Origin of the sequence: Curtobacterium sp. MCPF17_031, assembly GCF_003234035.1 — a bacterium.
Classification (GTDB): domain Bacteria; phylum Actinomycetota; class Actinomycetes; order Actinomycetales; family Microbacteriaceae; genus Curtobacterium.
The window spans coordinates 141266-163877 of record NZ_QKSG01000008.1; the positions used below are offsets into that span (position 1 = coordinate 141266).

Genomic DNA, 22612 nt, shown 5'->3' on the forward strand with positions numbered 1-22612 from the left:
GACCACCGCAGTCGGGCAGAGGTCCTTGCGTGTCGTGAGCTACAACCTCCGTGAGCACACCGCGAACAGCGAGCTCGCCGCCCTGGCCGAGGCCTCGCAGGCCGATGTGCTCTGCGTCCAGGAGTGCGACAGCACCGACCTCGCCACCTCAGTCGGTGGGCTGACCCTCGCCGCGTCGACCCAGGCGAACCGTCTCGGTCTCGCCATCTACAAGCGCGACGACCGCTTCGACGTGCAGGACCTCGGCATCCACTCGCTGCAGAAGTCCCTGCACGACCGGGTCCTCTCGCCCGCGCACGAGCGACTGATCGCCATGCACCTGTACGACAAGGAGGCCGAGGCCGAGGTCATCGTCGCGTCGTTCCACGCCTCGCCCCTGACCGCGACGAACTCCCTGCGCCGCAAGCAGATCGAGGCCGCGCACGACTTCGTCCGCGACCTGTCGAGCGAGGCCCCGGCGATCATGGTCGGCGACTTCAACTACCCGTGGTTCCAGACGAACCTGCGCCGGAAGATCGAGGAGTCCGGCTTCGCGCTGTCGCTCTCGGACCAGCCGACGTACCTGCGCTACCGCAAGTTCACCGGGCACTTCGACTTCGCCACGAGCGTCGGGCTGCACATCGCCGGCGTCGAGACCCTGCCCGCGGGCATCTCCGACCACCGCCCGATCCTCGTGCGCGCCGACTACGACGTGCCCGCCTCTGCTGCCGGGACGGCGTCCGCCGTCGCCTGACCGCTCGGCGTCTGCGGGCAGTCGCGTGGCGGCCTGGTCGCGTGCCTCCCGGCCGGTGTCGGTTCGGCGAGGTCGCACGACGTGCCGTCGGCGTTCCGCCGGGGTCGCACGATCTGCCGCCCGGGGAGCGATCCGGCGGCAGATCGTGCGACCCCGGCGGCCGACGCGGGCGGACGCGCCACGCCCGGGCCGGGCGTCAGCGACGGAGCGTCGCGCGCGCCAGGCGGTTGCCGACGAACTGGCCGAGCTGCACGATCACGACGATCGCCGCGACGGACACGTAGACGACCCACCAGTCGTAGCGCTGCGACCCGTACGTGATGGCGTACTCACCGAGGCCGCCGCCACCGACCAGCGCGCCCTGTGCGGTCATGTCGACGATGCCGATGTAGATGAACGTGTAGCCGAGGATCAGTGGTCCGAGCCCCTCGGGGATGAGCACGGTGAGCAGGATCGACACCGGGTGCGCACCGGAGGCCCGTGCCGCCTCGACGACGCCCGGATCGACCGCCAGCAGGTTCTGCTCCACGATCCGCGACACCGCGAACGCGGCCGCGAGGGAGATCGCGAACGTCACGGCGGGGACGCCGATCGTGGTCTGCACAGCGACGCGGGAGAGCGGTGCGATCGCGGCGAGGAAGATCACGAACGGGATCGGACGCACCAGGTTCACGACCAGGTTGATGACCGTGTACGCGGTGCGGTTCGACAGCAGGTTGCCCGGCCTGGTGGCGTAGAGCAGCAGCCCGAGGGCCAAGCCGATGACGCCCGCGATGACGAGCGACACCAGGGACATGACGATCGTGTCCCGGGTGGCGGCGAGGAACACGTCGAACGTGTCGATGACGCTCTGGAACGAGTTGTTCATGCGCGTGCCTCCTCGACGACGGTGATGCCGACGGACCGCAGGGCACCGACCGCCCGGTCGACGTCGGCGTCGGTCCCACCGAGTTCGTAGGTGAGCGACCCGATGCGGCGCTCGCGGATCTCGCTGACACCGCCGAAGACGAGTTCGGCAGTGACGGTGGTGTCGCGGAACGCCTGGTCGATGCGGCCCTGCAGTCCGGCCTCGTCGGTGATCCGGACGGACACGAGGCGTCCGGGGTGGCGTTCGTGCAGCCGTGCGACGGTCTCGGCCGAGGGGCGGTCGTGCAGGGCGGTACGGACGAAGCGCTGCGCAGCCTCGGTCGTGGGGGCGGAGAACACGTCGTAGACGTCCCCGACCTCCACCACGCGGCCCTGCTCCATCACGGCGACCCGATCGGCGATCCGCCGGACGGCGTCCATCTCGTGGGTGATGACGATGATCGTGACGCCGAGCTCGCGGTTCACACGGCGCAGCAGCGCGAGGACCTCGGACGTGGTCTCCGGGTCGAGGGCGCTGGTGGCCTCGTCGGCGAGGAGCAGCTCGGGGCTCGACGCGAGCGCTCGGGCGATGCCGACGCGCTGCTTCTGGCCGCCGGACAGCTGCTCCGGGTAGGCGTACGCGCGGTCGAGCAGCCCGACGAAGTCGAGCAGTTCCGCGACGCGACGGTCCCGTTCGGCCTTCGCGACACCGGCGACCTTCAGCGGGTACGCCACGTTGCCGGCGACGGTGCGGGAGCGGAACAGGTTGAACTGCTGGAAGACCATCCCGATGCGCCGACGGGCCTGACGGCGGTCCCGCTCGGGGATCGCCGTCAGTTCCTGTCCGGCGACGGTGACGGTGCCGGAGGTCGGGAGCTCCAGCGCGTTGACGAGTCGGACGAGGGTCGACTTGCCGGCGCCGGAGTACCCGATCACCCCGAGGACCTCGCCCTGGTGGACGTCGAGGTCGACGCCCTCGACCGCGGTGACGGTCTCTCCGGTGTCGGCGCGGCGGTAGCTCTTGGTGACACCGCGGAGTTCGACGAGGGCGGCCACTACTCCGCTGCTGCCTTCGCGTCCTGCTCGACGGCGGCGAGCTCGTCCTGCAGGGTCGAGGCCTTCTCGTTCCGGGCGACCGCGTCCGGGTAGTCCTTCTTGAACACCTTCTGCACGGCACTGTCCTGGAACAGGTCCGCGAGGTCCAGGTAGGTCTTGTTCGTCTTGTCCTCGCTCCGGACGGCGAAGACGTTCACGTACGGAGCCGCGGAGGAGCTGGACGGGTCGTCGGTGAAGACCTTGTCGGAGGCGGGCAGCCCGGCGGCGGTGGCGAAGTTGTTGTTCACGACGGCGGCGGCGACGGAGCCCTGCTGCAGCGCGTTCGCGGTCTGCGAGGCGTCGAGCGGCTGCACGTCCACCTTGTGTGACTCGATGTCGTCGGTGGTCGAGAACGCGCTGCCGCCGTCCTTCAGCTCGACGAGCTTCGCGGACTGCAGGACGAGCAGGGCGCGGGCCTCGTTGATGGCGTCGTTCGGGATCGCGACCTTCGCGCCCTCGGGGATCGCGGACGGCTCGTCGTACTTCGTGGCGTAGAGGGGCAGCGGGTAGACCGCGGTCGACCCGATCGGCTGCAGGTCGTCCTTCGCGGTGACGTTGTAGTTCGCCAGGTACTGGATGTGCTGGAACTGGTTGATGTCGACCTGCCCGTCCTTCAGCGCGGGGTTCGGCAACGAGTAGTCGGCGAAGTTGGTCAGCTTCACCGTGACGTCGAGTCGTTCCTTCGCGAGCGCCGTGTAGGTCTTCCAGTACGGCAGCGCCTTGTCCGCGACGCCGATCGTGACGGTCTGGGCCTTCGGGTCCGAGCCGGACGTCCCGGCGGCACCGGCCTGGTCGGAGCCGCCACCGCGGACGGCGACGACCACGACGGCGATGACGATAACGACGACGACGACGGCTGCGGCGATGATCCACCCGATCGGGCGCTTGCGCTGCGGACGGTCGGGCAGGACGGGTGCGGCGGACATGGGTGCTCCTCGTGAAGGGGTCGCCCTGGTGGCAGGGACGGTGCTGTGGGGGTCCCGACGCCGGGTGTCGGGCCGCGGGACAGCCACGAGTGTGCCGGGCGGGGCGCGACCGGGGCGATTCGCGTTCCGTCGTGTTACGGCGGAGGTCGCTGCGTGACGGCACGGCGTCGTCCTGAGACGTCGGCGTTCGACGACGGGCAGGCTCGGACGCGTGCGCAGCATCGAACTCGTCCTCGCTCCGGACGCCGAACGGGCCGTCCGGGCCGCCTGGGAGGCCCTGGTCGTCGCCGACCTGCCGAGCATGGGCCGGCACACGTCCGACACGAACGTCCCTCACGTCACCCTGACGGCTGGGGAGACCCTGCCCGTGCCGTCCCACTTCGACGCGCCGCTGCCGACGAGCATCCGCCCCGCCGGTCTCCTGCTGTTCCCGGCCGGCCCCGGGCGTCACGTCCTGGGAGTGTCCGTCGTGGTCGACCGCTCGCTCGCCGTGTTCCACGAGGCGGTGCACCGCGCAGCCCCCGGCGGCGTCGACACCTCCCTGCCGGGTCGGTGGGCGCCGCACCTGACGCTGGCGCGCCGCCCGCGGGACGTGGACCTGCCGCGGATGCTCGAGGTGCTCGCGTCGGTGCCGCTGCCGGAGACGCTGGACGTCGCCGGCGTCCGGCACTGGGACGGCGGGACGAAGACGGTCACGCGGCTCATCTGACGGGCGGATCACATGCCTCCCGGGAGGCCCTGCTCAGGTCCCCAGGACCCGCTCGCCGAACGCGGACGAGAACTTGCCGTCCGGGTCGCGTCGCGCGACCAGGTCGCGGAACGCCGGGAGGTGTGGGTGGAGCGCGGCGATCGTCGCCCCGTCGAGGGAACTCATCTTCCCCCAGTGCGGCCGCCCGCCGAACGGGGCGAGCCGTGCCTCCAGGTCGGGCAGGAGGGCCGCGACCTCGTCCGGGTGCTTCTGCCAGGTGAAGGCGATGCAGAGCACGTCCTCGCCCTGCGTCGGACTGAGCCAGAGGTCGTCGGCCGCCATGGTCCGCAGCTCGCAGACGTGCAGGTGCGGCTGGATCCGGTCGGCCAGGCCGCGCAACGCGTCGAGCGCGGCGGCCGCGTGCCGGAGCGGCACGAAGTGCTCGCTCTGCACCTCGGACCCGACCGAGGGCACCGACTCGATCGGGAAGTGCGGCAGGCGGTCCCACCACGGCCCGACCGAGCCGTCGCGCGCGGTGTGGTGGCCGTCACCGGGTGAGCCGGGCAGACGGGGTGCGCCCAGGAGGCTCGCGGGGACCTGGACGTCGTCGGCGCCGTCCGGAACCCGGGACTTCACGAGCACCTCCGACACGGTGTCGCCGAAGAGCGTGTAGGCGCAGACCGAGTAGCCGGCGGCGAAGACCTGGGCGGCGGAAGCGGTGAAGGTGTCCCACGGGATCGGCCCGTAGAGGTCCTGTCGCATCCGGTAGGCGGGTTGCACGTCGACGGTGACGCGGGTGACGATGCCGAGCAACCCGAGGTGGATCGCGGCACCGGGCAGGTCCGCGTCACCGCGCCGGATCGTCGTCGTGGTGCCGTCCGGGCCGATCAGCTCGAGCGCGGCCACCGCGGTGCTCAGCGAGCCGAGGGTGGTGCCGGAGCCGTGCGTGCCGGTGGCGATCGCACCGCCGAGGGAGATGTGGGGGAGGGACCCCTCGTTGTGCAGGGCGACCCCGGCGGCGTCGAGAGCGGGCGCGACCAGTCCGTACCGGGTGCCGGCACCCATCGTGGCGGTGCGGCGGTCCTCGGCGACGACCAGGTCGGTGGGCACCGCGGTGAGGTCGAGCAGCACACCCGCGGTGTCGGCGACGTCGTTGAAGGAGTGCCGGGTGCCGAGGCCGTGGATCCGCGGACTGCGGGCGACGAGTTCGGCGACGTCGTCGAGCGAGGTCGGCCGCACCACCCGCTCGGCCGTGTAGGTGACCGTGCCGGACCAGTTCAGCTCGCTCGTCGTCGACCGCATGTGCCCACGATGTCACGGCTGCGCAACGGACGACGCGCCCCCTCGGGAAGAGGGGGCGCGTCGTGCACGCTGGGTGGTCGGTGCGCTGTGTGTCCGGCCGCCGTCAGTGCATGGCGGGCGCGGGTGCGCCCTCCGGGGTGGCCGGCTTCCGGACCATCGCCGAGGCGACGATGCCGAGCATCGAGATCACCGCGCCGACGAGGAACGCCGAGTGCACGCCGGACGCGGTCGCCCGGGCCGTGGCCTCGGCGGCCGTCGCGGCACCCGCGACGTCGCCGTTCGTCGCCGCGGCGGTGGCGCCGAGGGTCAGCAGCGTGACGAACAGTGCCGTGCCGGCCGCGCCGGCGAGCTGCTGGGCGGTGCCGAGGACCGCGCTGCCGTGCGAGTACAGGCGCGGCGGGAGCCCGCCGAGCGCAGCGGTGAACAGCGGCGTGAAGGTCAGCGCCAGGCCCAGGCTCAGCACGATGTGTGCGACGAGGACGAACCAGACGCTGGTGTCCGCGGTGACCGTCGAGAGCGCCCAGAGCACGGCGCTGATGATGACCGACCCGGGGATGAGCAGCATGCGCGGCCCGTGCCGGTCGTAGATGCGACCGACGATCGGGGACAGGAGCCCCATCAGCAGACCACCGGGGAGCAGCAGGAGTCCGACCTGCAGGACCTCGAGGCCGAGCACGCGCTCCAGGTAGATCGGCAGCAGGATCAGCGTGCCGAACATCGCCATGAAGCTGATCGCCATCGCGACGATCGGGATCGTGAAGCCCTTCGTGCTGAAGGTGCGCAGGTCGAGGAGCGCGGCGTCGCGGCGCTGCAGACGGGTCTGGCGGAGGATGAACACCGCCAGGGCGACGAACCCGACGACGAGCGAACCGATCGGTAGCCCGTACCCGGTGTCGCGGGCCTCGCCGATGCTCGACAGGCCGTAGACGATCCCACCGAACGCGAAGGCGGAGAGGATCACCGAGAACACGTCGATCGCGGACTTGCGCGGGGTCGAGACGTTCCGGACCTTCAGCATGCCGAGCACCAGGGCGGCGAGGGCGATCGGCAGGACGAACCCGAACAGCCAGCGCCACGAGAACGCGTTGAGGATGAGGCCGGAGATCGTCGGGCCGATCGCGGGGGCGACCGAGATGACGATCGAGATGTTGCCCATCACGCGGCCGCGGTGGGCCGGCTCGATGAGGGTCAGGACGGTGGTCATGAGCAGCGGCATCATGATCGCGGTGCCGCTCGCCTGCACGATGCGCCCGATGAGCAGCATCGTGAAGCCGGGGGCCAGCAGTGCGATCAGCGTCCCGGCGGAGAACAGGCTCATCGCCCAGACGAACACCGGACGGGTGTTGAAGCGCTGCAGCAGGTAACCGGTGATCGGGATCACGACGGCCATGGTGAGCAGGAAGCCGGTGGTCAGCCACTGACCGGTGGCGGCGCTGATGCCGAGGTCGTCCATGAGTCGCGGCAGCGCCACGCCCATGATCGTCTCGTTGAGGATGACGACGAACGCCGAGACGAGCAGCAGCCCGATCACGAGGCGGTTGCCCGCGGGGGAGGACTCTTCGACGGACCCGGTGCGGGGTGCGGAGTCGACGGCCTGGGTCAAGGGGGCTCCTGGTGTCTTCGTGGTGTGACGGGTGGACCCACGACGAGTGGGCACGACGGGTGGGTACCGAGGCTGCAAGACCTGACAGCACCACAGCATTCCCGACTGCTGCCGAACGCGGGGTGAACTCCGCGTGTTGCTCGCGTCAGTGCAGGATGCGGAAGCCGTCGTCCTCGCCGAGCGGGGCGACCTCGCGGACGGCCACGTCGGTGACGGTCGCCGAGGGCGGACCGGAGCGGAGCATCACGACGAGGGCGTCGACCGCGGGGCCGGGGCCCTCCGCCTCGACCTCGACGGTGCCGTCGAACAGGTTCCGTGCGTACCCGACGAGTTCGAGTCCGTCGGCCTTCCGTGCCGTCCAGTACCGGAACCCGACGCCCTGCACGGTCCCGGTCACGACGGCGTGCTTCCTCGTGGTGCTGCCCATGGCCCGATGCTACGAGCGACGTGTTACCCGGGCGTCACGGCTGCGTTCCGGTCCGGTGACCATCGTGATACGGTCATCAGTACCCGAACAGTTCGGGTCAGAATGACCATAACAACCAGGAGCAGCGATGGGCGACACCGGGATCCGGCTCGCGGTCTCGACCGTCATCGTCGCGCTCCGCCCGCACCCCGACACCGGCGTCCCCGCGCTCTGGATGCCGCTGGTCCGTCGCGTCACCGAGCCGTTCGAGGGCTCCTGGGCGTTGCCCGGTGGCTGGGTCGGGGTGGACGAGGGACTCGACGACTCGGCCGCCGCGCGCCTCCGCGAGACGACGAAGGTGCAGCCACGGTACCTCGAGCAGCTCTACGCGTTCGGGGCCGTCGACCGCTCGCCGACCCGGGTCGTCTCGGTCGTCTACTGGGCACTCGTGCACCCGGACGAGGCGAACGTCGTCCCGGACGACTGGAACGTGCGGTGGTTCCTCGCCGACGAGCACCCGCCGCTGGCGTTCGACCACGACCGCATCGTCGAGTACGCGCTCTGGCGACTGCGCAACAAGATGTCGTACTCCCGGATCGCACAGGCGTTCCTCGGCGACCGGTTCACGCTCGCCGAACTCCGCGGCGTGTACGAGGCGGTGCTCGGGCAGACGCTCGACCCGGCGAACTTCCGGCGGCAGGTCGCCCAGGGCGACGCGGTCCTGCCGACCGACGAGACCACGAGCGGCGGGCGGCACCGACCGGCCCGGCTGTACCGCTCGAACCCCGACCTGTCGTACGCGGACAACGGCCCGCTGACGACCCGCTGACATCCGACCCCCACCTGAGACGGGAACCGCCGTGTCCATCGCGACCACCATCGAACTGATCTCCAACGGCCGGGCTGCCGGTGCCACCTGCACGCCAGACCTCGCGGCGCCGACCTGGGACTTCGACACCGTCCCCGGCTACGGCCCCGGTTCGTCGATGTCCGATGTCATCCCGACCTCGGCCCCACGGCAGGGCGTGATCCCGGACGAGTACCGGAACGCCCCGGACGACGAACTGCACGAGCGCATCGAACGGGCGAAGGCGACGCTGGGGGACCGGGTGGTCGTCCTCGGGCACTTCTACCAGCGGGACGAGGTCGTCCGGCACGCGGACTTCCTCGGCGACTCGTTCCAGCTGGCGAACGCGGCACTGACGAAGCCCGATGCCGAGGCGATCGTGTTCTGCGGCGTGCACTTCATGGCGGAGACGGCCGACATCCTGGCGCGGGACGACCAGCGGGTGATCCTGCCGAACCTGGCCGCCGGCTGCTCGATGGCGGACATGGCCGACATCGACAGCGTCGAGGCCGCCTGGGCCGAGCTCGAAGCGCTCTACGGCACGGAGCCTGACGCCGACGGGCGAGTGCCGGTCATCCCGGTCACGTACATGAACTCCGCTGCGGACCTCAAGGCGTTCTGCGGGCGGAACGGCGGCATCGTCTGCACGTCCTCGAACGCCGCCACCGTGCTCGAGTGGGCGTTCGAGCGGGGGCAGCGCGTGCTGTTCTTCCCCGACCAGCACCTGGGCCGGAACACCGCGAAGGCGATGGGCATCAGCACCGACCGGATGCCGATGTGGAACCCGCGGCTGCCCGGCGGCGGCAACACCGCGGCGGACCTGCTCGCCGCGGAGGTCGTCCTGTGGCACGGCTTCTGCTCGGTGCACCGGCGCTTCACCGTGGACCAGATCGAGCAGGCCCGCCGGGATCACCCGGGCGTCCAGGTCATCGTGCACCCGGAGTGCCCGATGGCCGTCGTCGACGCCGCCGACGTCGCGGGCAGCACGGACCTGATCCGGAAGACCGTCGCCGCGGCGACCGAGCCGACGACGTTCGCGATCGGCACCGAGATCAACATGGTGAACCGCCTGGCAGCCGAGTACCCGCAGCACACGATCTTCTGCCTGGACCCGGTCGTCTGCCCCTGCTCGACCATGTACCGGATCCACCCGGGGTACCTGGCGTGGGTGCTCGAGGCGCTCGTCCGCGGTGAGGTCCTCAACGAGATCGTGGTGCCCGCCGCCGTGCAGGCCGACGCGAAGGTCGCCCTCGAGCGCATGCTCGCGGCCAAGCCCCGCCCGCTCGCCGGCCAGCGGGACCCGGGTCCGGCCGCCACCGGCCCGACTGCCACCGGCCCGACCGCCACCGGCCCGGCCACGACCACGGACGCGCGGGCCTGAGGATGCACGTCGTCGTCGTCGGGTCGGGTATCGCCGGCCTGACCGCCGCCATCCGGGCCAGCGCCCGGCACGACGTCACCCTCGTCACGAAGGGCGCCCTCGCCGACGGCGCCACTGCGCGCGCCCAGGGTGGCATCGCGGTGGCGCTCGGGGCGGACGACTCCGCCGCCCTGCACGAGCACGACACCCACGTCGCCGCGGCGGGCAGCGCCGACGCCCGTGCCGTGGACGTCCTCTGCACCGACGGCCCCGCCCGCGTCCGGGACCTGCTCGCGCTGGGCGTGCCCTTCGACCGCAGTACCGACCCGGCGACCCTCGACCGGTACGGGGACGACCTGGCCCGCGGGCGGGAGGCCGCGCACGCCCGCTGGCGGGTGCTGCACGCGGACGGCGACGCGACCGGGGCCGCGGTGGAGCGGACGCTCGTCGCCGCCCTGCACCGCCGACACGTCACGATCCTCGAGCGCACCTGCCTCACCGACCTCGTCGTCCGGGACGGCCAGGTCGTCGGCGTCGAGGTCCTGGACCTGCTCGGCGAACCCCGACGGCTCGACGCCGATTCCGTGCTGATCGCCTCCGGGGGCGCCGGGCACCTGTACCGCGAGACCACGAACCCCCTGGTCGCGACCGGCGACGGCACGGCCGCGGCCTGGCGCGCGGGAGCCGTGCTCGCCGACCTGGAGTTCGTCCAGTTCCACCCGACCCGGCTCGCGGTCCCGGAGGGCGGCCTGGTCTCCGAGGCCGTCCGCGGCGAGGGGGCCGTCCTCCGCGACGCGACCGGTCACCGGTTCATGACCGACGTCCACCCCGACGCCGAGCTCGCCCCGCGGGACGTCGTCGCGCGCGGCATCGCGGCTGCCATGCGTTCGCAAGGAGGTCGACCCGTCCTCCTCGACGCGACCGGCCTCGACGCCGACTTCCTGGTCCGCCGCTTCCCGGGGCTCAGCCGCGACACCCGGGCGGCCGGCTTCGACTGGACCCGTGAGGGCGTCCCCGTCGCCCCGGCCGCGCACTACGCGATGGGCGGGATCGCGACGGACACGGAGGGCCGCACGAGCCTCCCGGGTCTCCTCGCGGTCGGCGAGGCCGCCTGCACCGGGGTCCACGGCGCGAACCGGCTGGCCTCGAACTCGCTGCTCGAAGGGCTCGTCTTCGCGGTCCGCGCGGCCGACGCGCTCGGGGCACCCCGGCCCGGTCGGCTGCGGCTGCGCGGCGACGCGACGCTCGTCCCGACCGTCGTCCGCTCGGGCAGCGACCGGACGGGAGGCCCGGCCCGGCTCGATCCCGGCACCTCCGTCCGGCAGTCGCTGCAGTCCGTCATGACCGACCACGTCGGCCTGCTCCGCGACGCGGCCGGGCTCGCCGGGGCCCGAGCTGCCCTGGCCGCACTGTCCGCACCCGCCCCGACCACCGTCCGGGACGCCGAGGACCGCGCACTGCTCGACCTCGCCCGGCTCACCGTCCTCGCGGCCGAGGCTCGCACGGAGTCGCGCGGTGCCCACGCGCGCACCGACCACCCGGAGACCGACCCGACCGCACCCGTGACGATCGCCTGGGTCACTGCGGCGCCCGCGCCCACCGGCACCGCCGCGCCCACCGGCGTCCCCGGGCTGAAGCCCCTCCGACCGTCCGCCCGACAGGGAGCACTCGCATGACCGGCACGACACCAGCCAGCACGACGCCCACCACCACCACCACCGCGTCACCGACTGCGGTGGCCTTCGACCCCGGCACGATCCCGCCGCACGCACTCCGCCGGGTCATCGACACCGCCCTGGAGGAGGACGCCCCCTGGGGTGACGTCACGAGCGAGACCCTCATCCCCGCCTCGGCCACCGCGACCGCGACCCTGGCCGCCCGCGAACCCGGCGTGCTGGCGGGCGGGGACGTCTTCGTCGCGGTGATGCACGCCGTCGACCCGGGCCTCGTCGTCGCGCTCGCGCTCCGCGACGGTGCGGCCTTCGTCGCCGGGGACGTCATCGCGAGCGTCACCGGCTCGGCGCGTTCGGTGCTCCGGGCCGAGCGGGTGGCGCTCAACCTGGTGCAGCGGATGTCCGGCATCGCCACGCTGACGGCCCGCTACGTCGACGCGACCGTCGGCACCGGGGCGCGGATCGTCGACACCCGGAAGACGACGCCCGGGCTCCGCGCCCTCGAACGGCACGCGGTCCGCTGCGGCGGCGGTCACAACCACCGCACGTCGCTGTCCGACGCAGTGCTCGCCAAGGACAACCACCTGGCGGTGCTGCTCGCCGAGGGCGTCGGCATCGGGGACGCGATCCGCGCCGCCCGCGCCCGGCTCGGACACACCGTGCACCTCGAGGTGGAGGTCGACCGCATCGACCAGATCGAGCCCGTCGTCAGTGCAGGCGTCGACACGATCATGCTCGACAACTTCTCCGTGCCGATGCTGCAGGAAGGCGTCGCACTCGTGGCCGGCCGGGCGCTCGTCGAGGCCTCGGGTGGCGTGTCGCTCGACACGGTCGCCGCGATCGCCGCCACCGGGGTCGACATCGTCTCGGTCGGTGCACTGACCCACTCGGCACGCGCGCTCGACCTGGGGCTCGACGTCGACGTCGACGTCTGAGGACGGCGGTGTTCTACCTGGACCGTGCCGCGACCACGCCGGTCCGCCGCGAGGTCCTCGAGGCGATGTGGCCCTACCTGACCGGGACCTTCGGCAACCCGTCGTCGACCCACGGCATCGGGGACGCGGCTGCCCGGGGCCTGGCCGACGCACGGGCGGTCATCGCCGGCGCGCTCGGCTGTCGTCCGGGCGAGGTCGTCTTCACCAGCGGCGGCACCGAGGGCGCGAACACCGCGGTCAAGGGCATCGCGCTCGCCGCACCGCGCGGCCGCCACGTCGTCACGAGCGCCGTCGAGCACGAGGCCGTGCTCGAGAGCTGCCGCTACCTGGAACGGTTCCACGGCTTCGACGTGACGGTGCTGCCCGTGGAGCCGGACGGCACGGTGGCGCCGGAGACCCTGCGTGCCGCCCTCCGACCGGACACCACGCTGGTCTCGATCGCGCACGCCGACAACGAGATCGGCACGGTGCAGGACGTCCCCCGGCTCGCCGCGATCGCGCACGAGGTCGGCGCCCGCTTCCACACCGACGCCGTGCAGTCCGCCCCGTGGCTGCCCGTCGGGCTCGACGTCCTGGGTGTCGACGCGGTCTCGGTGTCGGGGCACAAGCTCGGCGCGACGAAGGGGACCGGTGCCCTCGCCGTCCGTTCGGGCGTCCAGCTCGAACCGCTCGTCCACGGCGGGGGACAGGAGCGCGGACGACGTTCGGGCACCGAGGACGTCGCGGGTGCGGTCGGCCTCGCCGCGGCCTGGAGGGCCGTGCTCGCCGAGCGGGACAACGCCGCAGCGCACGCGACGGCCGTCCGCGACGTCGTCGTCGCCGGGGTGCTCGACCGGGTGCCGGGCGCGCTCCTCACCGGATCGGCCGACCACCGCCTGCCGGGACACGCCTCCTTCTGCTTCCCGGGCGTGCACGGCGAGACGGTGCTGCTCGAGCTGGAACGACGGGACGTGGTGTCCTCCTCCGGCAGCGCCTGTGCCGCCGGCAGCACCGAAGCCTCGCACGTGCTGCTGGCACTGGGCCTCCCGGAGGACCTGGCCCGCTCCGCCGTCCGGTTGACGTTCGACGCGTCCCTCACGACGGACGACGCGACGGCCGTCGTGGAGGCCGTGGTCGCCGCCGTCACGGCTGTCCGGTCCCTCGCCTGACCGGGTGTACTAGACGTTCTACTCCATGTCTGGGGCCGTGTCCCCCCTATTGCGGACACGCGCGGTCGTCCAGAGTGGAGGCATGGCGAACGCGACGACCTCATCGGTGACGCAGGGCGACCGCTTCCGAGCGGTCCAGCTCCTGCCCGCACCGGCGACGGTCCTGGCGCTCGCCGTCGGTTCCGGGCACGGCCTCGACGCCGGCCCGCTCGCGGTCGTCGCCGCCGTCGGTGTCCTCGCGACGCTCGCCAGCGCGCTCCTGCCCGCGCAGCTCGCGCGTGCCGGGCGCCCGATGCCGGTGCCGGCGGAATCCGACCGGTACCGGGGGGACCGGGACCGGAACTGACCTCGAGACCTGCACCGCCCCTCCCGGCGGTGCACTGGACCGGACGCGACCCCTGATACGCGTCCGGCCGGGACGCCGGCCCCTGCCGGGCCGTCCCGGAACGACCGGGTCCGCCGTGGCCTTCGGGACCATCGACCCCTGAACGATGTGTCCCGTTCCCCCTGAGGCGCGGCGGGCCCGGTCCCGCTCAGGCGGTCGTGCGGTGCTCCACGGTGCCCGGCCAGAGGTAGTCCAGGTCGTCCGGCACGTCGGGGAAGAGCGGGCGGTAGTGCTCCGGTGCCTTCTGCACGAGCTTCGACCGGTGTGACAGGTGCACGCGCTCGTCGGTGTTCCACGAGGGCACCTCGAAGTCGCCACGCTCGTACGCCTCCAGGTCCTCGGGGACGAGTGCCAGGTCCGCCAGGGTCTTCTCGAGGCAGGTGTCCGCGTGCCCGCGCTCGAGCCACACCCGGCACGTGGCGTCCTGGTACGCCATCAGCGCCGGCCGGAAGCCCCGCCACATCGCGGTGACCGGGTGGTGTTGCCAGCCGTAGTCCGGCAGCGTCAGGGCCCGCATCACCTGCAGGGTCTCGACCCGCTGCTTGCCGAGGCGCTTGTCGTCGAGGACCTCGGCGGAGGCGCGGAAGTCGGCGAACGGCAGGAAGGTCTGCATCTGCCGGACGGTACGCCGGAGTGCCCGGGAGCGCCCGGGTCGTCGCGGCGACACATGTCGTCACATCGTCACCGGGCCCGACGGGGCGTGTGAGCATCGACGGCATGAGCAGTTCCCTCGTCGTCGGGGTCAGTGGCAGCCCGTCCGACCCGTCACGCACCTCGACCCTCGTCGCCGCGACCGTCGACCGGCTCGCCGCCGAGCTGCCGGACGCCGAGACCGTCCTCGTCGAGATCGGTCCGCTCCTGGCGGACCTCGGCGCCGCCGTCGACCGGGAGCACATGTCCGACGCCACCCGCGCCGCGCTCGAGGCGGTCGAGGCGGCGGACGTCCTGGTCGTCGGGAGTCCGGCCTTCCGCGCCGCGTACTCCGGCGCGTTCAAGCTCTTCTTCGACTGGATCGGGCAGTACGACCTGGTCGACACCCCGGTGCTGCTCACCGCGACCGGGGGCAGCGACCGGCACGCGCTCCTCGTCGAGCACCAGATGCGCCCGCTGTTCGGCTTCTTCCAGTCGACGACGCTGCCGCTGGCGGTGTTCGGCAACGAACGGGACTTCGACAAGCGCCTCGGGGGCTACGACATCGCGAGCATCGACCTGGAGCTGCGGATCGACCAGGCCGTGCGTCGGGCGCTGCCGATCATCCGCGGCGGGTTCGTGGCGGCGGGCGTCGACGAGGTGCGGCGGCCCGCGGAGTTCTGACGGGCCTCCCGGCCGGACGCCGGCGTGGGCCGCGCGCGTGGCGCGAGACGCCCCCGTGTGCGCGAGACGCCGCGGTACTCGGCGGCGTCTCGACGGCATCGCGGCGTCTCGGGTCGACGCCGGCGTCTCGCCGCGGGGTCAGCCGCGCAGGAGCGCCGCGACGTGGGCGACGGCCAGGCGGTACCCGTCCGCGCCCGCACCGGCGATGACCGCCGTCGCGGCCGTGGCGACGTGGTCGACGTGCCGGAACGGCTCGCGCTTCCACGTGTTGGACAGGTGCACCTCGACCACGGGGACGCTCAGCGCCTCGACCGCGTCGTGCAGTGCCACCGACGTGTGCGCGTACGCGGCGGGGTTGATGACGACGGCGTCGTGGTCGTCGAGCGCCTCGTGCAGCCACTCGACGAGCTCGCCCTCGCGGTTGCTCTGTCGGAAGTCGGCCTCGAGCTCGTGCACCGCGGCCTCGGTGTGGACGATCGCCTCGATCTCGGCGAGCGTCACGGTGCCGTACTGCTCCGGGTCGCGACGGCCGAGGATGTCCAGGTTCGGGCCGTTGAGGACGAGGATGCGCATGCGCCGAGCCTAGCGAGCGACCGAGCACGCGATCGCGCGGAATGCATGCCTCGGCTATGTGAACGGTCACACCGCGTGTAACGTCTTCGTCCGGGTCGGCGCGGTTGTCGACTGCAACACATCGACGGAGAGTGTGAATGGTCCTCGCAGCAGCGAACAGCGGGATCCGGCTCGACTTGGGCTGGGTCGACTACTTGATGATCCTCGTGTACTTCGGGGTGGTCATCTGGATCGGGTTCACGGCTCGGCGGCAGGTCCGCACGAGCATGGACTTCTTCCTCTCGGGCAGGTCCATGCCCGCGTGGATCACGGGCCTGGCGTTCGTGTCCGCGAACCTCGGCGCCACCGAGATCCTCGGCATGGCCGCGAACGGTGCCCAGATCGGCATGGCGACGCTGCACTACTACCTCATCGGTGCGGTGCCCGCGATGGTCTTCCTCGGCCTCGTGATGATGCCCTTCTACTACGGCTCGAAGGTCCGGAGCGTGCCGGAGTTCATGCTCCGCCGGTTCGGCAAGGCGCCGCACCTGGTGAACGCCATCGCCTTCGCGGTGTCGAACGTCCTCATCGCGGGCATCAACCTCTACGCGATGGCGATCGTCATCGAGGCGATGCTCGGCTGGCCGGAGTGGCTCGCGATCATCGTGTCCGCCGGCTTCGTCCTCGCCTACATCACCCTCGGTGGACTCTCCAGCGCGATCTACAACGAGGTCATGCAGTTCTTCGTGATCCTCGCCGGCCTCATCCCGCTGACGATCGTGGGCCTCCACCGCGTCGGCGGCTGGAGCGGCCTGACCGAGGCCATCAAGCAGACCCAGGGTGTGCAGCACCTGCAGACCTGGGCCGGCACCGGCATCGGGAACGTCACGAACCCGATCGGGGCGAACTGGCTCGCGATCGTGCTCGGCCTGGGCTTCGTGCTGTCGTTCGGGTACTGGACGACGAACTTCACCGAGGTACAGCGCGCGTTCTCGGCGAAGAACATGTCGGCCGCCCGCCGCACCCCGCTGATCGCCGCGATCCCGAAGCTCTTCATCCCGTTCATCGTCGTCGTGCCCGGCCTCATCGCCGCGGCCGTCGTCGGCAACCAGTTCGCCGACGGCACGCTGACCTACAACGACGCGATCCCGAAGCTCATCCAGATGTACCTGCCGACGGGTGTCCTCGGTGTCGCCGTCACGGGCCTCCTGGCGTCCTTCATGGCCGGGATGGCGGCCAACGTGTCGAGCTTCAACACCGTCTTCACCTACGACATCTGGCAGCGCTACATCAAGCCGAACATGCCCGACCTGCACTACCTGAAGACCGGTCGCTGGGTCACCGTCGTGGGTGTCGTCGTCGGCGTCGGCACGGCGTTCCTCGCCGCGCAGGCCGGCAACATCATGACCTACATGCAGACGCTGTTCTCGTTCTTCAACGCGCCGCTGTTCGCCGTCTTCATCCTCGGTCTGCTCTGGAAGCGGATGACCACGCAGGGTGCGCTCTGGGGGTACGTCCTCGGGATCATCACGCCGACCATCACCTGGATCGCGTACCTGGTGGACCCCGACCTGTTCTCGACCGCCACGGCCGAGACCATGTACGGCGCGATCATCTCGTTCGTCACGGTGATCGTCGTCGCCGTCGCGGTCTCGATGTTCACGAAGCCGAAGCCCGTCTCGGAACTCGGCGGCCTGGTCTACGGCATCGGCAAGATCGACATGAGCGCGGGCGCCGTCGCCACCGACACCGCCTGGTACCGCTCGCCGGCGCTGCTCGGCACGGTCGCCCTCGTGCTCTGCGTCGTCCTCTACCTGCCGTTCCTCTGATCCCGACCCCGAAGGAGACACCCCATGGCTGACACCACGAACACCTCGGGCTCGATGACCGAGGACGAGAAGGCGGCACTCGTCCGTTCGACCCGCCGCCTGGACCTGCGTCGCATCCTCGGCGGTCTGTTCCTGCTCTACGGCGTCATCACGACGATCGTCGGCATCGTGCACTGGGACAGCGACCCGAAGATGACCGGCGGCATCCACATCAACCTGTGGGTCGGGCTCGCGATGCTCGCCGCCGGCCTGCTCTTCTTCCTCTGGGACCGCCTCGCGCCGGTCCCGGCAGAGGACATCGTCGGCCAGGCCGAGGCGGAGGCGCACCAGCGCGCCGCCGGCGAGGGCCGCGAGCTCGCGTAGCCGACGGCCGGTCGCCCACGCGACCACGATCGGACGGGAGGCCCGGTACCAGCTGGTACCGGGCCTCCCGTCCGTCGTGCGGTGCGGCCGCGTCCTCCGGAGCCTGGTTCCGCCACGGAACGGTTGCGCGCGCTGCCGGAGGAGGCCAGGTTGGTCACGACGGAAGGGACCCCACATGTCGACCATGGTGTTCATCAACCTGCCGGTGTCCGACCTGGCGCGGGCGACCGCGTTCTACCAGGCGCTCGGGTACCCCCTCAACCCGGTGTTCAGCGACGACACCGCCTCGAGCATCGTCATCAGCGACACCGTGTACGTGATGCTCCTGACGCACGCGAAGTTCACCGAGTTCACCGACAAGACGATCGCCGCGCCCGACACGATCGAGGTGATCAACTCCCTCACCGCCGAGACGAAGGAGGAAGTGCACCGGATCGTCGACGCGGCCGTCGAGGCCGGTGGGACCGAGGACCGGCCGGAGATGGACCTGGGCTTCATGTTCCAGCGGAGCTTCACCGACCCCGACGGACACCGCTGGGAGTACGTCTGGATGGACCCCGCCGCCGCCGAGGACGGCCCGCACGCCGGCTGACCCCTCGCAACACGCAACCCCGGCGGCACCGCGCAACGGAGTACCGCTGCGAGGAAACGCCGGGGTTGCGTCCTGCGACGGTGGCCACGGCAGGATGGGGGGATGACCGACGACCTCGTGACCGGCGCGGACGGCCTCGCCCGGCCGCTCTGGGCGTCGACGGACCCGATGCTCCGCGCCTACTACGACACCGAGTGGGGGATGCCGGTCCGCGACGAGCGGGGCGTGTTCGAGCGGCTCTCGCTCGAAGCGTTCCAGTCCGGGCTGTCGTGGCGCACGATCCTCGCGAAGCGCCCCGCGTTCCGGGCCGCGTTCGCCGACTTCGACCCCGACGTGGTCGCCCACTTCGGGGACGACGACGTCGCCCGGCTGCTCGGCGACGCGGGCATCGTCCGGAACCGCGCGAAGATCGCCGCGACGATCACCAACGCGAACGCCACCGTCACGCTGCGGGCGGACGGGGGACTCGCCGACTTCGTGTGGTCCTTCCGGCCGACCGACACGCCGAGGCCGCGCACCGCCGCCGAGGTCCCGACGACCAGCCCGGAGTCGACCGCGCTGTCGAAGGCGCTGCGGAAGCGCGGGTTCGCGTTCGTCGGACCGACCACCATGCACGCCCTGATGGAGGCGCTGGGCGTCGTCGACACGCACCTGCTCGGCAGTCACCGGCGGGCATCGTCCGGCGTCTGGCCGGACTGAGGACCGGCGCCGACCGGTGGGAGGGCTGTCGTCAGCCCAGTGGCAGCCGCATCTGCACCGAGGCGACCTCGTACCCGAGCTCCTCGTACAGGTGGCGCGCGCCGGTGTTGTACCCGAAGACGTTGAGGCCGATGCTGGTCGCGCCCTCCGCCCTCGCGACCTCGTGCGCGAGCTCGAGCGCTCGTCGGGCGTGACCCTGCCGGCGGTGGGCCGGGTCGACCTCGACCTCGAAGACCCACCAGTCGGCGCTGCCCGGAGTGAACGGGCCGATCCAGAGGTGCCCCACCACGGTGTCCGCACCGAGCGTCAGTTCCCACACGTGGTGGCCCGTCGCCGGCGAACCGCCCGGGAACCACTGCTCGAGGGACTGCCGCATGTTCGCCTCTGCCTGCTCGCGGCTCTCGCCCGACCGCATGCGCGACGCGACGTACTCCGCCATCGAGCGGTCCAGCCAGCCCGGCAGGCGTTCCCCAGGCGTCGGCACGAGCCGCAGCTCGCTCCGCGCCGCGGTCCTGCCCGTGTCTGCCGGGTCCATGGTCAGCGGTTGCCCTTCGAGCCGCGCTTGGGCTTGCCGGACATGCCGCGCGGGGTCCGGCCGCGACCGGTGGAGTTCTTCCCACCGCCGCTCTTCGCACCCGTGCCCTTCGTGGCGCTGCGCTTCGCGACCGTCTTCGCATTCGCCGCCGTGGCCTTGCCACCGGCCGCCTTGCTGCTGGTGGCTTTGCCGCCGGCCGCCTTGCCGCCGGTCTTCTGGCGTGGGTCGTCCTGCTCGTCGGGATCCGTGCCTCCCGGCTGGTCCGGCTGCTGCCGGGAGCTGTTCGCGGTCCGGCCGCGGACGACGCCGATGAACTCCTCGGTGAGTTCCGAGGCGTCCTCGTCACGCCAGACGAGCGCGACACGGGTGCCGGGGGAGCCGGCGAGCGGTCGGGAGACCAGGGACTTGCGGCTCTCGGCCCGGAAGAGGGACTGGGGGAGGACGACCACGCCGACGTTGGCTTCGACCAGGTCGAGCGCTGCCGCGACGTCGGGTGGCACGGGGCCCGCGTCGAGGACGGTGACGGCGGCGAGGTCCGCGTCGGTGACCTCGTCGAGGTCGGCGAGGGGGGAGTCCTTCGGGGCGGCGACGACCGCCGTCTCGGTCCACAGCGGGATCGCGTGCGGCTGTTCGCCGTCGGCCCGCTCGGGCACCGGCATCCGGGCGAAGACCATGTCGGCGTCGCCCTCGATCGCGTCGAGGACCCCGTCCGCGCCGACGGGCATGAGGACCAGGTCGACGTCCGGTCGGCGCTCGCGCCAGACCCGCACCCACTTGGCGGGGGAGACCCCGGGTACGAAGGCGATGGAGAGCGCGGTCATGCACCCGAGCATACGGGCCGTACTCTGGTCACCATGGCCCAGGAACAGACCATGAAGCCCGAGACCGCTGCCAAGAAGCTCGGCATCCTCCTCTCGGCGACGCCCGAGTCGTTCCGTGCGGGCCCGATCGCTCGCACGACGTTCGATGAACTGCAGAGCGAGCCGCCGACGTGGCTGCAGGACCTCCGTCGCGACGGTCCGCACCCCCGACCGGTCGTCGCCGCGCGCCTCGGGGTGTCGATCTCCGGACTCGCCCGCGCCGGCGTGGACGACGTCCTCACCACGGAGCAGATCAAGCAGCTCCTGCAGGACATGCCCGCGTGGCTCGTGCAGGAGCGATCCACCCAGGCCGCGGTCCGCACCGAGAACGTGCGCGTCAAGCAGGAGCGCGCGGCCCGCACCGAAGGCTGATCCCACCCGTGCACGGGACCGTCGCCGACGCCATGCTCGTCGTGCCGCAGTTCGCGTCGGTGTGCTGCATCGTCGGTGACCGGTACCGCCCGCGCCCCGGCGTGATCGTGCCCGCAGCCGTGATGCTCGTCGCGATGCTCATGCCCGTCGTGCAGGCCGGTCCGTCGTGGACGATCCTCGCCGCGGCACTGCTGCTGGTCCTCGCGCCGATGCCCGTGGTGCGGCGCCGTCGGCGGGACGGGCGTCGCGCCGAGCCGATGGACGTGCACCGGGCGCTCTCCGCCGTCGTGATGGCGGGGATGCTCCTGATGGGGCACACTGCCGAGCTCCCCGGCACCGGCGTCCACGTCCACGCCCTGGTCCTGACCGCGGTGCTCGGCGCCGGCGTGATCGGCTACTGCGCCTTCAGCGGCTGGCTGCTCCGGTACGAGTGGGCACGGGAGGACCGTCGCGCGGTCCGCAGCGGCGAGGTCTTCGCGATGACCGTCGCCGTGGTCGGGATGACCCTGGCGATGTGACCGGCGTTACGGTGGGGCCGTGTCCGACCGCATCGTCCGCCGACCCGACGCTCCACCGCCGCGCCTCGACGAGGTCGACGAACGGATCCTCTGGGTCCTCGCCTCGGACGCCCGGATCCCGAACAACCGGCTCGCCGCCGCGGTGGGCATCGCGCCGTCGACCTGTCTGGTGCGCGTCCGAGCGCTGGAGGACGCGGGCATCATCACCGGCTACCGGGCCGAGGTCGACATCGCTCGTCTCGGGTTCTCGATCGAGGCGATGGTCTCCGTCCGGGTGCACGCTGCCGCGCGGCACGAGCTGCGGGAGTTCGCGAAACGCCTGCTCCGGGTGCCGGTGGTGCTCGACGTGTCGTTCCTGGCCGGGGACAAGGACTTCCTCGTGCACATCGCGTGCACGTCGACCGAGCAGCTGCGGGACTTCGTCGCCGACGAGCTGAGCGGGGACCCGTCGGTCGCGACGACGCAGACGTCGATCGTGTTCGAGCGGCTGGTGGCGGACCGGGAACACCAGGCCCGCTCCTACGGCGAACTGCGCCGCTGGCAGGCCTGAGCGCAGCGAGCGCGGTCCGTCAGCGGATTCGGACCATCGGGGTGTGCGGGATCGCGTCCTCGAGGAAGTCCTCACCCGAGCGCACGAAACCGAACTGTGCGTACCACTCGCCGAGGTGTGCCTGAGCGTTGATGCTGATCCGCTCCGAACGGCTCTCGGCGATCGCGGCCTGCATCAGCGCGGCGCCGAGGCCCTTGCCACGGGCGTGCGCTGCGGTGGCGACCCGGCCGATCCGCTCGGTGCCGTCGGGTTCGCGGAGCAGCCGCAGGGTCGCGTCGACCGAACCGCTGCCGGCCCAGAACTGCACCGTGCCGGGCTCGAGGTCGCGGCCGTCGATGTCGTCGTAGGCGCATGCCTGCTCCACCACGAACACGTCCTGTCGCAGGCGGAGGATCTCGTGCAGGGTGACGACGTCGAGGTTGCGGGTCGGGGCGCTGAAGGTCGAGGGCACGACGTTTCCTGACTTTTTCTTGTGAATGGG

27 protein-coding genes are annotated in these 22612 nt (G+C 71.8%); 16 read left to right on the forward strand and 11 right to left on the reverse strand.

Annotated features, from left to right (window positions below; all coding sequences use genetic code 11):
• Positions 1 to 25: 25 nt before the first annotated feature.
• Positions 26 to 733, forward strand: a complete 708-nt coding sequence (locus DEJ31_RS12565) for an endonuclease/exonuclease/phosphatase family protein (RefSeq protein ID WP_258366296.1) — start codon at positions 26 to 28, stop codon at positions 731 to 733.
• Positions 734 to 929: 196 nt separating this feature from the next.
• Here the strand turns inward: DEJ31_RS12565 and DEJ31_RS12570 are convergent, their stop codons facing one another.
• Genes DEJ31_RS12570 through DEJ31_RS12580 form a run of 3 tightly spaced genes read right to left on the reverse strand, consistent with a single transcriptional unit; the run spans position 930 to position 3600 of the window.
• Complete coding sequence (locus tag DEJ31_RS12570) at positions 930 to 1601, reverse strand: methionine ABC transporter permease (protein WP_110902560.1); 672 nt, start codon at positions 1599 to 1601, stop codon at positions 930 to 932.
• Positions 1598 to 2635: a methionine ABC transporter ATP-binding protein gene (locus tag DEJ31_RS12575; protein WP_110902561.1), complete on the reverse strand. Its 1038-nt coding sequence runs from the start codon at positions 2633 to 2635 to the stop codon at positions 1598 to 1600. The genes DEJ31_RS12570 and DEJ31_RS12575 overlap by 4 nt, the downstream gene beginning before the upstream one ends.
• Positions 2635 to 3600 (reverse strand): MetQ/NlpA family ABC transporter substrate-binding protein, encoded by a 966-nt coding sequence (locus DEJ31_RS12580; protein WP_111122026.1) that lies wholly within the window; start codon positions 3598 to 3600, stop codon positions 2635 to 2637. Before DEJ31_RS12580 ends, DEJ31_RS12575 begins: the two co-directional genes overlap by 1 nt.
• A 211-nt stretch (positions 3601 to 3811) precedes the next feature.
• Between DEJ31_RS12580 and DEJ31_RS12585 the strand changes: the two genes are divergently transcribed.
• A complete protein-coding gene (locus tag DEJ31_RS12585; protein ID WP_111122027.1) occupies positions 3812 to 4309 on the forward strand; it encodes a 2'-5' RNA ligase family protein in 498 nt (165 codons plus the stop codon).
• Positions 4310 to 4342: 33 nt separating this feature from the next.
• Here the strand turns inward: DEJ31_RS12585 and DEJ31_RS12590 are convergent, their stop codons facing one another.
• The 3 genes from DEJ31_RS12590 to DEJ31_RS12600 all read right to left on the reverse strand — a co-directional run bounded on the left by DEJ31_RS12590 (position 4343) and on the right by DEJ31_RS12600 (position 7620).
• On the reverse strand, positions 4343 to 5590 hold the full coding sequence (locus DEJ31_RS12590; RefSeq protein WP_111044421.1) for a D-arabinono-1,4-lactone oxidase: 1248 nt from the start codon (positions 5588 to 5590) through the stop codon (positions 4343 to 4345).
• 103 nt (positions 5591 to 5693) lie between these two features.
• Positions 5694 to 7193, reverse strand: a complete 1500-nt coding sequence (locus DEJ31_RS12595; protein ID WP_258366290.1) for an MDR family MFS transporter — start codon at positions 7191 to 7193, stop codon at positions 5694 to 5696.
• 145 nt (positions 7194 to 7338) lie between these two features.
• Positions 7339 to 7620 (reverse strand): acylphosphatase, encoded by a 282-nt coding sequence (locus DEJ31_RS12600; RefSeq protein WP_111044419.1) that lies wholly within the window; start codon positions 7618 to 7620, stop codon positions 7339 to 7341.
• 127 nt (positions 7621 to 7747) lie between these two features.
• On the opposite strand from DEJ31_RS12600, the gene DEJ31_RS12605 reads away from it, so the two are divergent.
• From DEJ31_RS12605 to DEJ31_RS12630, 6 genes are all read left to right on the forward strand, one after another.
• Positions 7748 to 8428, forward strand: a complete 681-nt coding sequence (locus DEJ31_RS12605) for an NUDIX domain-containing protein (protein WP_111044418.1) — start codon at positions 7748 to 7750, stop codon at positions 8426 to 8428.
• A 31-nt stretch (positions 8429 to 8459) separates the two neighbouring features.
• Positions 8460 to 9827, forward strand: a complete 1368-nt coding sequence (gene nadA / locus DEJ31_RS12610; RefSeq protein ID WP_258366291.1) for a quinolinate synthase NadA — start codon at positions 8460 to 8462, stop codon at positions 9825 to 9827.
• A gap of 2 nt (positions 9828 to 9829) precedes the next feature.
• Positions 9830 to 11482: an L-aspartate oxidase gene (gene nadB / locus DEJ31_RS12615; protein ID WP_111122029.1), complete on the forward strand. Its 1653-nt coding sequence runs from the start codon at positions 9830 to 9832 to the stop codon at positions 11480 to 11482.
• Positions 11479 to 12414: a carboxylating nicotinate-nucleotide diphosphorylase gene (gene nadC / locus DEJ31_RS12620; RefSeq protein ID WP_110902569.1), complete on the forward strand. Its 936-nt coding sequence runs from the start codon at positions 11479 to 11481 to the stop codon at positions 12412 to 12414. Before nadB ends, nadC begins: the two co-directional genes overlap by 4 nt.
• 8 nt (positions 12415 to 12422) lie before the next feature.
• Positions 12423 to 13562 (forward strand): cysteine desulfurase family protein, encoded by a 1140-nt coding sequence (locus DEJ31_RS12625; RefSeq protein WP_110902570.1) that lies wholly within the window; start codon positions 12423 to 12425, stop codon positions 13560 to 13562.
• Between the two features lie 82 nt (positions 13563 to 13644).
• Entirely contained in the window at positions 13645 to 13908 is a 264-nt protein-coding gene (locus DEJ31_RS12630; RefSeq protein ID WP_110902571.1) for a hypothetical protein, read from the forward strand.
• Between the two features lie 187 nt (positions 13909 to 14095).
• Here DEJ31_RS12630 and DEJ31_RS12635 read toward each other — a convergent pair whose 3' ends face one another.
• Entirely contained in the window at positions 14096 to 14560 is a 465-nt protein-coding gene (locus DEJ31_RS12635) for an MSMEG_6728 family protein (RefSeq protein ID WP_110902572.1), read from the reverse strand.
• A gap of 104 nt (positions 14561 to 14664) precedes the next feature.
• Here DEJ31_RS12635 and DEJ31_RS12640 point away from each other — a divergent pair, with 104 nt between their 5' ends.
• Entirely contained in the window at positions 14665 to 15261 is a 597-nt protein-coding gene (locus DEJ31_RS12640) for an NAD(P)H-dependent oxidoreductase (protein ID WP_181433524.1), read from the forward strand.
• Between the two features lie 138 nt (positions 15262 to 15399).
• Here DEJ31_RS12640 and aroQ read toward each other — a convergent pair whose 3' ends face one another.
• Positions 15400 to 15834, reverse strand: a complete 435-nt coding sequence (gene aroQ, locus DEJ31_RS12645) for a type II 3-dehydroquinate dehydratase (protein WP_110902574.1) — start codon at positions 15832 to 15834, stop codon at positions 15400 to 15402.
• 137 nt (positions 15835 to 15971) lie between these two features.
• Here aroQ and DEJ31_RS12650 point away from each other — a divergent pair, with 137 nt between their 5' ends.
• From DEJ31_RS12650 to DEJ31_RS12665, 4 genes are all read left to right on the forward strand, one after another.
• Entirely contained in the window at positions 15972 to 17642 is a 1671-nt protein-coding gene (locus DEJ31_RS12650; RefSeq protein ID WP_110902575.1) for a sodium:solute symporter family protein, read from the forward strand.
• Between the two features lie 24 nt (positions 17643 to 17666).
• On the forward strand, positions 17667 to 18005 hold the full coding sequence (locus DEJ31_RS12655) for a hypothetical protein (protein ID WP_220033191.1): 339 nt from the start codon (positions 17667 to 17669) through the stop codon (positions 18003 to 18005).
• 175 nt (positions 18006 to 18180) lie between these two features.
• Positions 18181 to 18597, forward strand: coding sequence for a VOC family protein (locus tag DEJ31_RS12660; protein ID WP_111122031.1), 417 nt, complete (start codon positions 18181 to 18183; stop codon positions 18595 to 18597).
• Positions 18598 to 18699: 102 nt separating this feature from the next.
• A complete protein-coding gene (locus tag DEJ31_RS12665) occupies positions 18700 to 19296 on the forward strand; it encodes a DNA-3-methyladenine glycosylase I (RefSeq protein WP_111122032.1) in 597 nt (198 codons plus the stop codon).
• 31 nt (positions 19297 to 19327) lie between these two features.
• Here the strand turns inward: DEJ31_RS12665 and DEJ31_RS12670 are convergent, their stop codons facing one another.
• Together DEJ31_RS12670 and DEJ31_RS12675 are read right to left on the reverse strand one after the other, a co-directional pair.
• A complete protein-coding gene (locus tag DEJ31_RS12670; protein WP_111122033.1) occupies positions 19328 to 19831 on the reverse strand; it encodes a GNAT family N-acetyltransferase in 504 nt (167 codons plus the stop codon).
• 2 nt (positions 19832 to 19833) lie between these two features.
• Positions 19834 to 20652 (reverse strand): LysR family transcriptional regulator substrate-binding protein, encoded by an 819-nt coding sequence (locus DEJ31_RS12675; protein WP_220034867.1) that lies wholly within the window; start codon positions 20650 to 20652, stop codon positions 19834 to 19836.
• A gap of 33 nt (positions 20653 to 20685) precedes the next feature.
• Here DEJ31_RS12675 and DEJ31_RS12680 point away from each other — a divergent pair, with 33 nt between their 5' ends.
• From DEJ31_RS12680 to DEJ31_RS12690, 3 genes are read left to right on the forward strand one after another with little or no spacing between them, the layout of a single operon-like run.
• Complete coding sequence (locus DEJ31_RS12680) at positions 20686 to 21063, forward strand: DUF5997 family protein (RefSeq protein WP_110902580.1); 378 nt, start codon at positions 20686 to 20688, stop codon at positions 21061 to 21063.
• Between the two features lie 8 nt (positions 21064 to 21071).
• On the forward strand, positions 21072 to 21581 hold the full coding sequence (locus DEJ31_RS12685) for a hypothetical protein (RefSeq protein ID WP_111122035.1): 510 nt from the start codon (positions 21072 to 21074) through the stop codon (positions 21579 to 21581).
• Positions 21582 to 21600: 19 nt separating this feature from the next.
• Complete coding sequence (locus DEJ31_RS12690; RefSeq protein ID WP_110902582.1) at positions 21601 to 22131, forward strand: Lrp/AsnC family transcriptional regulator; 531 nt, start codon at positions 21601 to 21603, stop codon at positions 22129 to 22131.
• 19 nt (positions 22132 to 22150) lie between these two features.
• Here the strand turns inward: DEJ31_RS12690 and DEJ31_RS12695 are convergent, their stop codons facing one another.
• The gene (locus DEJ31_RS12695; RefSeq protein WP_220034868.1) at positions 22151 to 22582 is read right to left on the reverse strand and encodes a GNAT family N-acetyltransferase; all 432 of its coding nucleotides are present in this window, start codon (positions 22580 to 22582) and stop codon (positions 22151 to 22153) included.
• Between the last annotated feature and the right edge of the window lie 30 nt (positions 22583 to 22612).

Bases quoted from the DNA above. Each gene is read 5' to 3' on its own strand.
- DEJ31_RS12670 (WP_111122033.1), bottom strand. From the start codon at position 19,831: ATGGACCCGGCAGACACGGGCAGGACCGCGGCGCGGAGCGAGCTGCGG.
- DEJ31_RS12630 (WP_110902571.1), top strand. From the start codon at position 13,645: ATGGCGAACGCGACGACCTCATCGGTGACGCAGGGCGACCGCTTCCGA.
- DEJ31_RS12635 (WP_110902572.1), bottom strand. From the start codon at position 14,560: ATGCAGACCTTCCTGCCGTTCGCCGACTTCCGCGCCTCCGCCGAGGTC.
- DEJ31_RS12680 (WP_110902580.1), top strand. From the start codon at position 20,686: ATGGCCCAGGAACAGACCATGAAGCCCGAGACCGCTGCCAAGAAGCTC.
- DEJ31_RS12675 (WP_220034867.1), bottom strand. From the start codon at position 20,652: ATGACCGCGCTCTCCATCGCCTTCGTACCCGGGGTCTCCCCCGCCAAG.
- DEJ31_RS12650 (WP_110902575.1), top strand. From the start codon at position 15,972: ATGGTCCTCGCAGCAGCGAACAGCGGGATCCGGCTCGACTTGGGCTGG.
- DEJ31_RS12660 (WP_111122031.1), top strand. From the start codon at position 18,181: ATGTCGACCATGGTGTTCATCAACCTGCCGGTGTCCGACCTGGCGCGG.
- DEJ31_RS12570 (WP_110902560.1), bottom strand. From the start codon at position 1,601: ATGAACAACTCGTTCCAGAGCGTCATCGACACGTTCGACGTGTTCCTC.
- nadB (WP_111122029.1), top strand. From the start codon at position 9,830: ATGCACGTCGTCGTCGTCGGGTCGGGTATCGCCGGCCTGACCGCCGCC.
- aroQ (WP_110902574.1), bottom strand. From the start codon at position 15,834: ATGCGCATCCTCGTCCTCAACGGCCCGAACCTGGACATCCTCGGCCGT.
- DEJ31_RS12655 (WP_220033191.1), top strand. From the start codon at position 17,667: ATGGCTGACACCACGAACACCTCGGGCTCGATGACCGAGGACGAGAAG.
- DEJ31_RS12605 (WP_111044418.1), top strand. From the start codon at position 7,748: ATGGGCGACACCGGGATCCGGCTCGCGGTCTCGACCGTCATCGTCGCG.
- nadC (WP_110902569.1), top strand. From the start codon at position 11,479: ATGACCGGCACGACACCAGCCAGCACGACGCCCACCACCACCACCACC.
- DEJ31_RS12590 (WP_111044421.1), bottom strand. From the start codon at position 5,590: ATGCGGTCGACGACGAGCGAGCTGAACTGGTCCGGCACGGTCACCTAC.
- DEJ31_RS12665 (WP_111122032.1), top strand. From the start codon at position 18,700: ATGACCGACGACCTCGTGACCGGCGCGGACGGCCTCGCCCGGCCGCTC.
- DEJ31_RS12580 (WP_111122026.1), bottom strand. From the start codon at position 3,600: ATGTCCGCCGCACCCGTCCTGCCCGACCGTCCGCAGCGCAAGCGCCCG.
- DEJ31_RS12640 (WP_181433524.1), top strand. From the start codon at position 14,665: ATGAGCAGTTCCCTCGTCGTCGGGGTCAGTGGCAGCCCGTCCGACCCG.
- DEJ31_RS12600 (WP_111044419.1), bottom strand. From the start codon at position 7,620: ATGGGCAGCACCACGAGGAAGCACGCCGTCGTGACCGGGACCGTGCAG.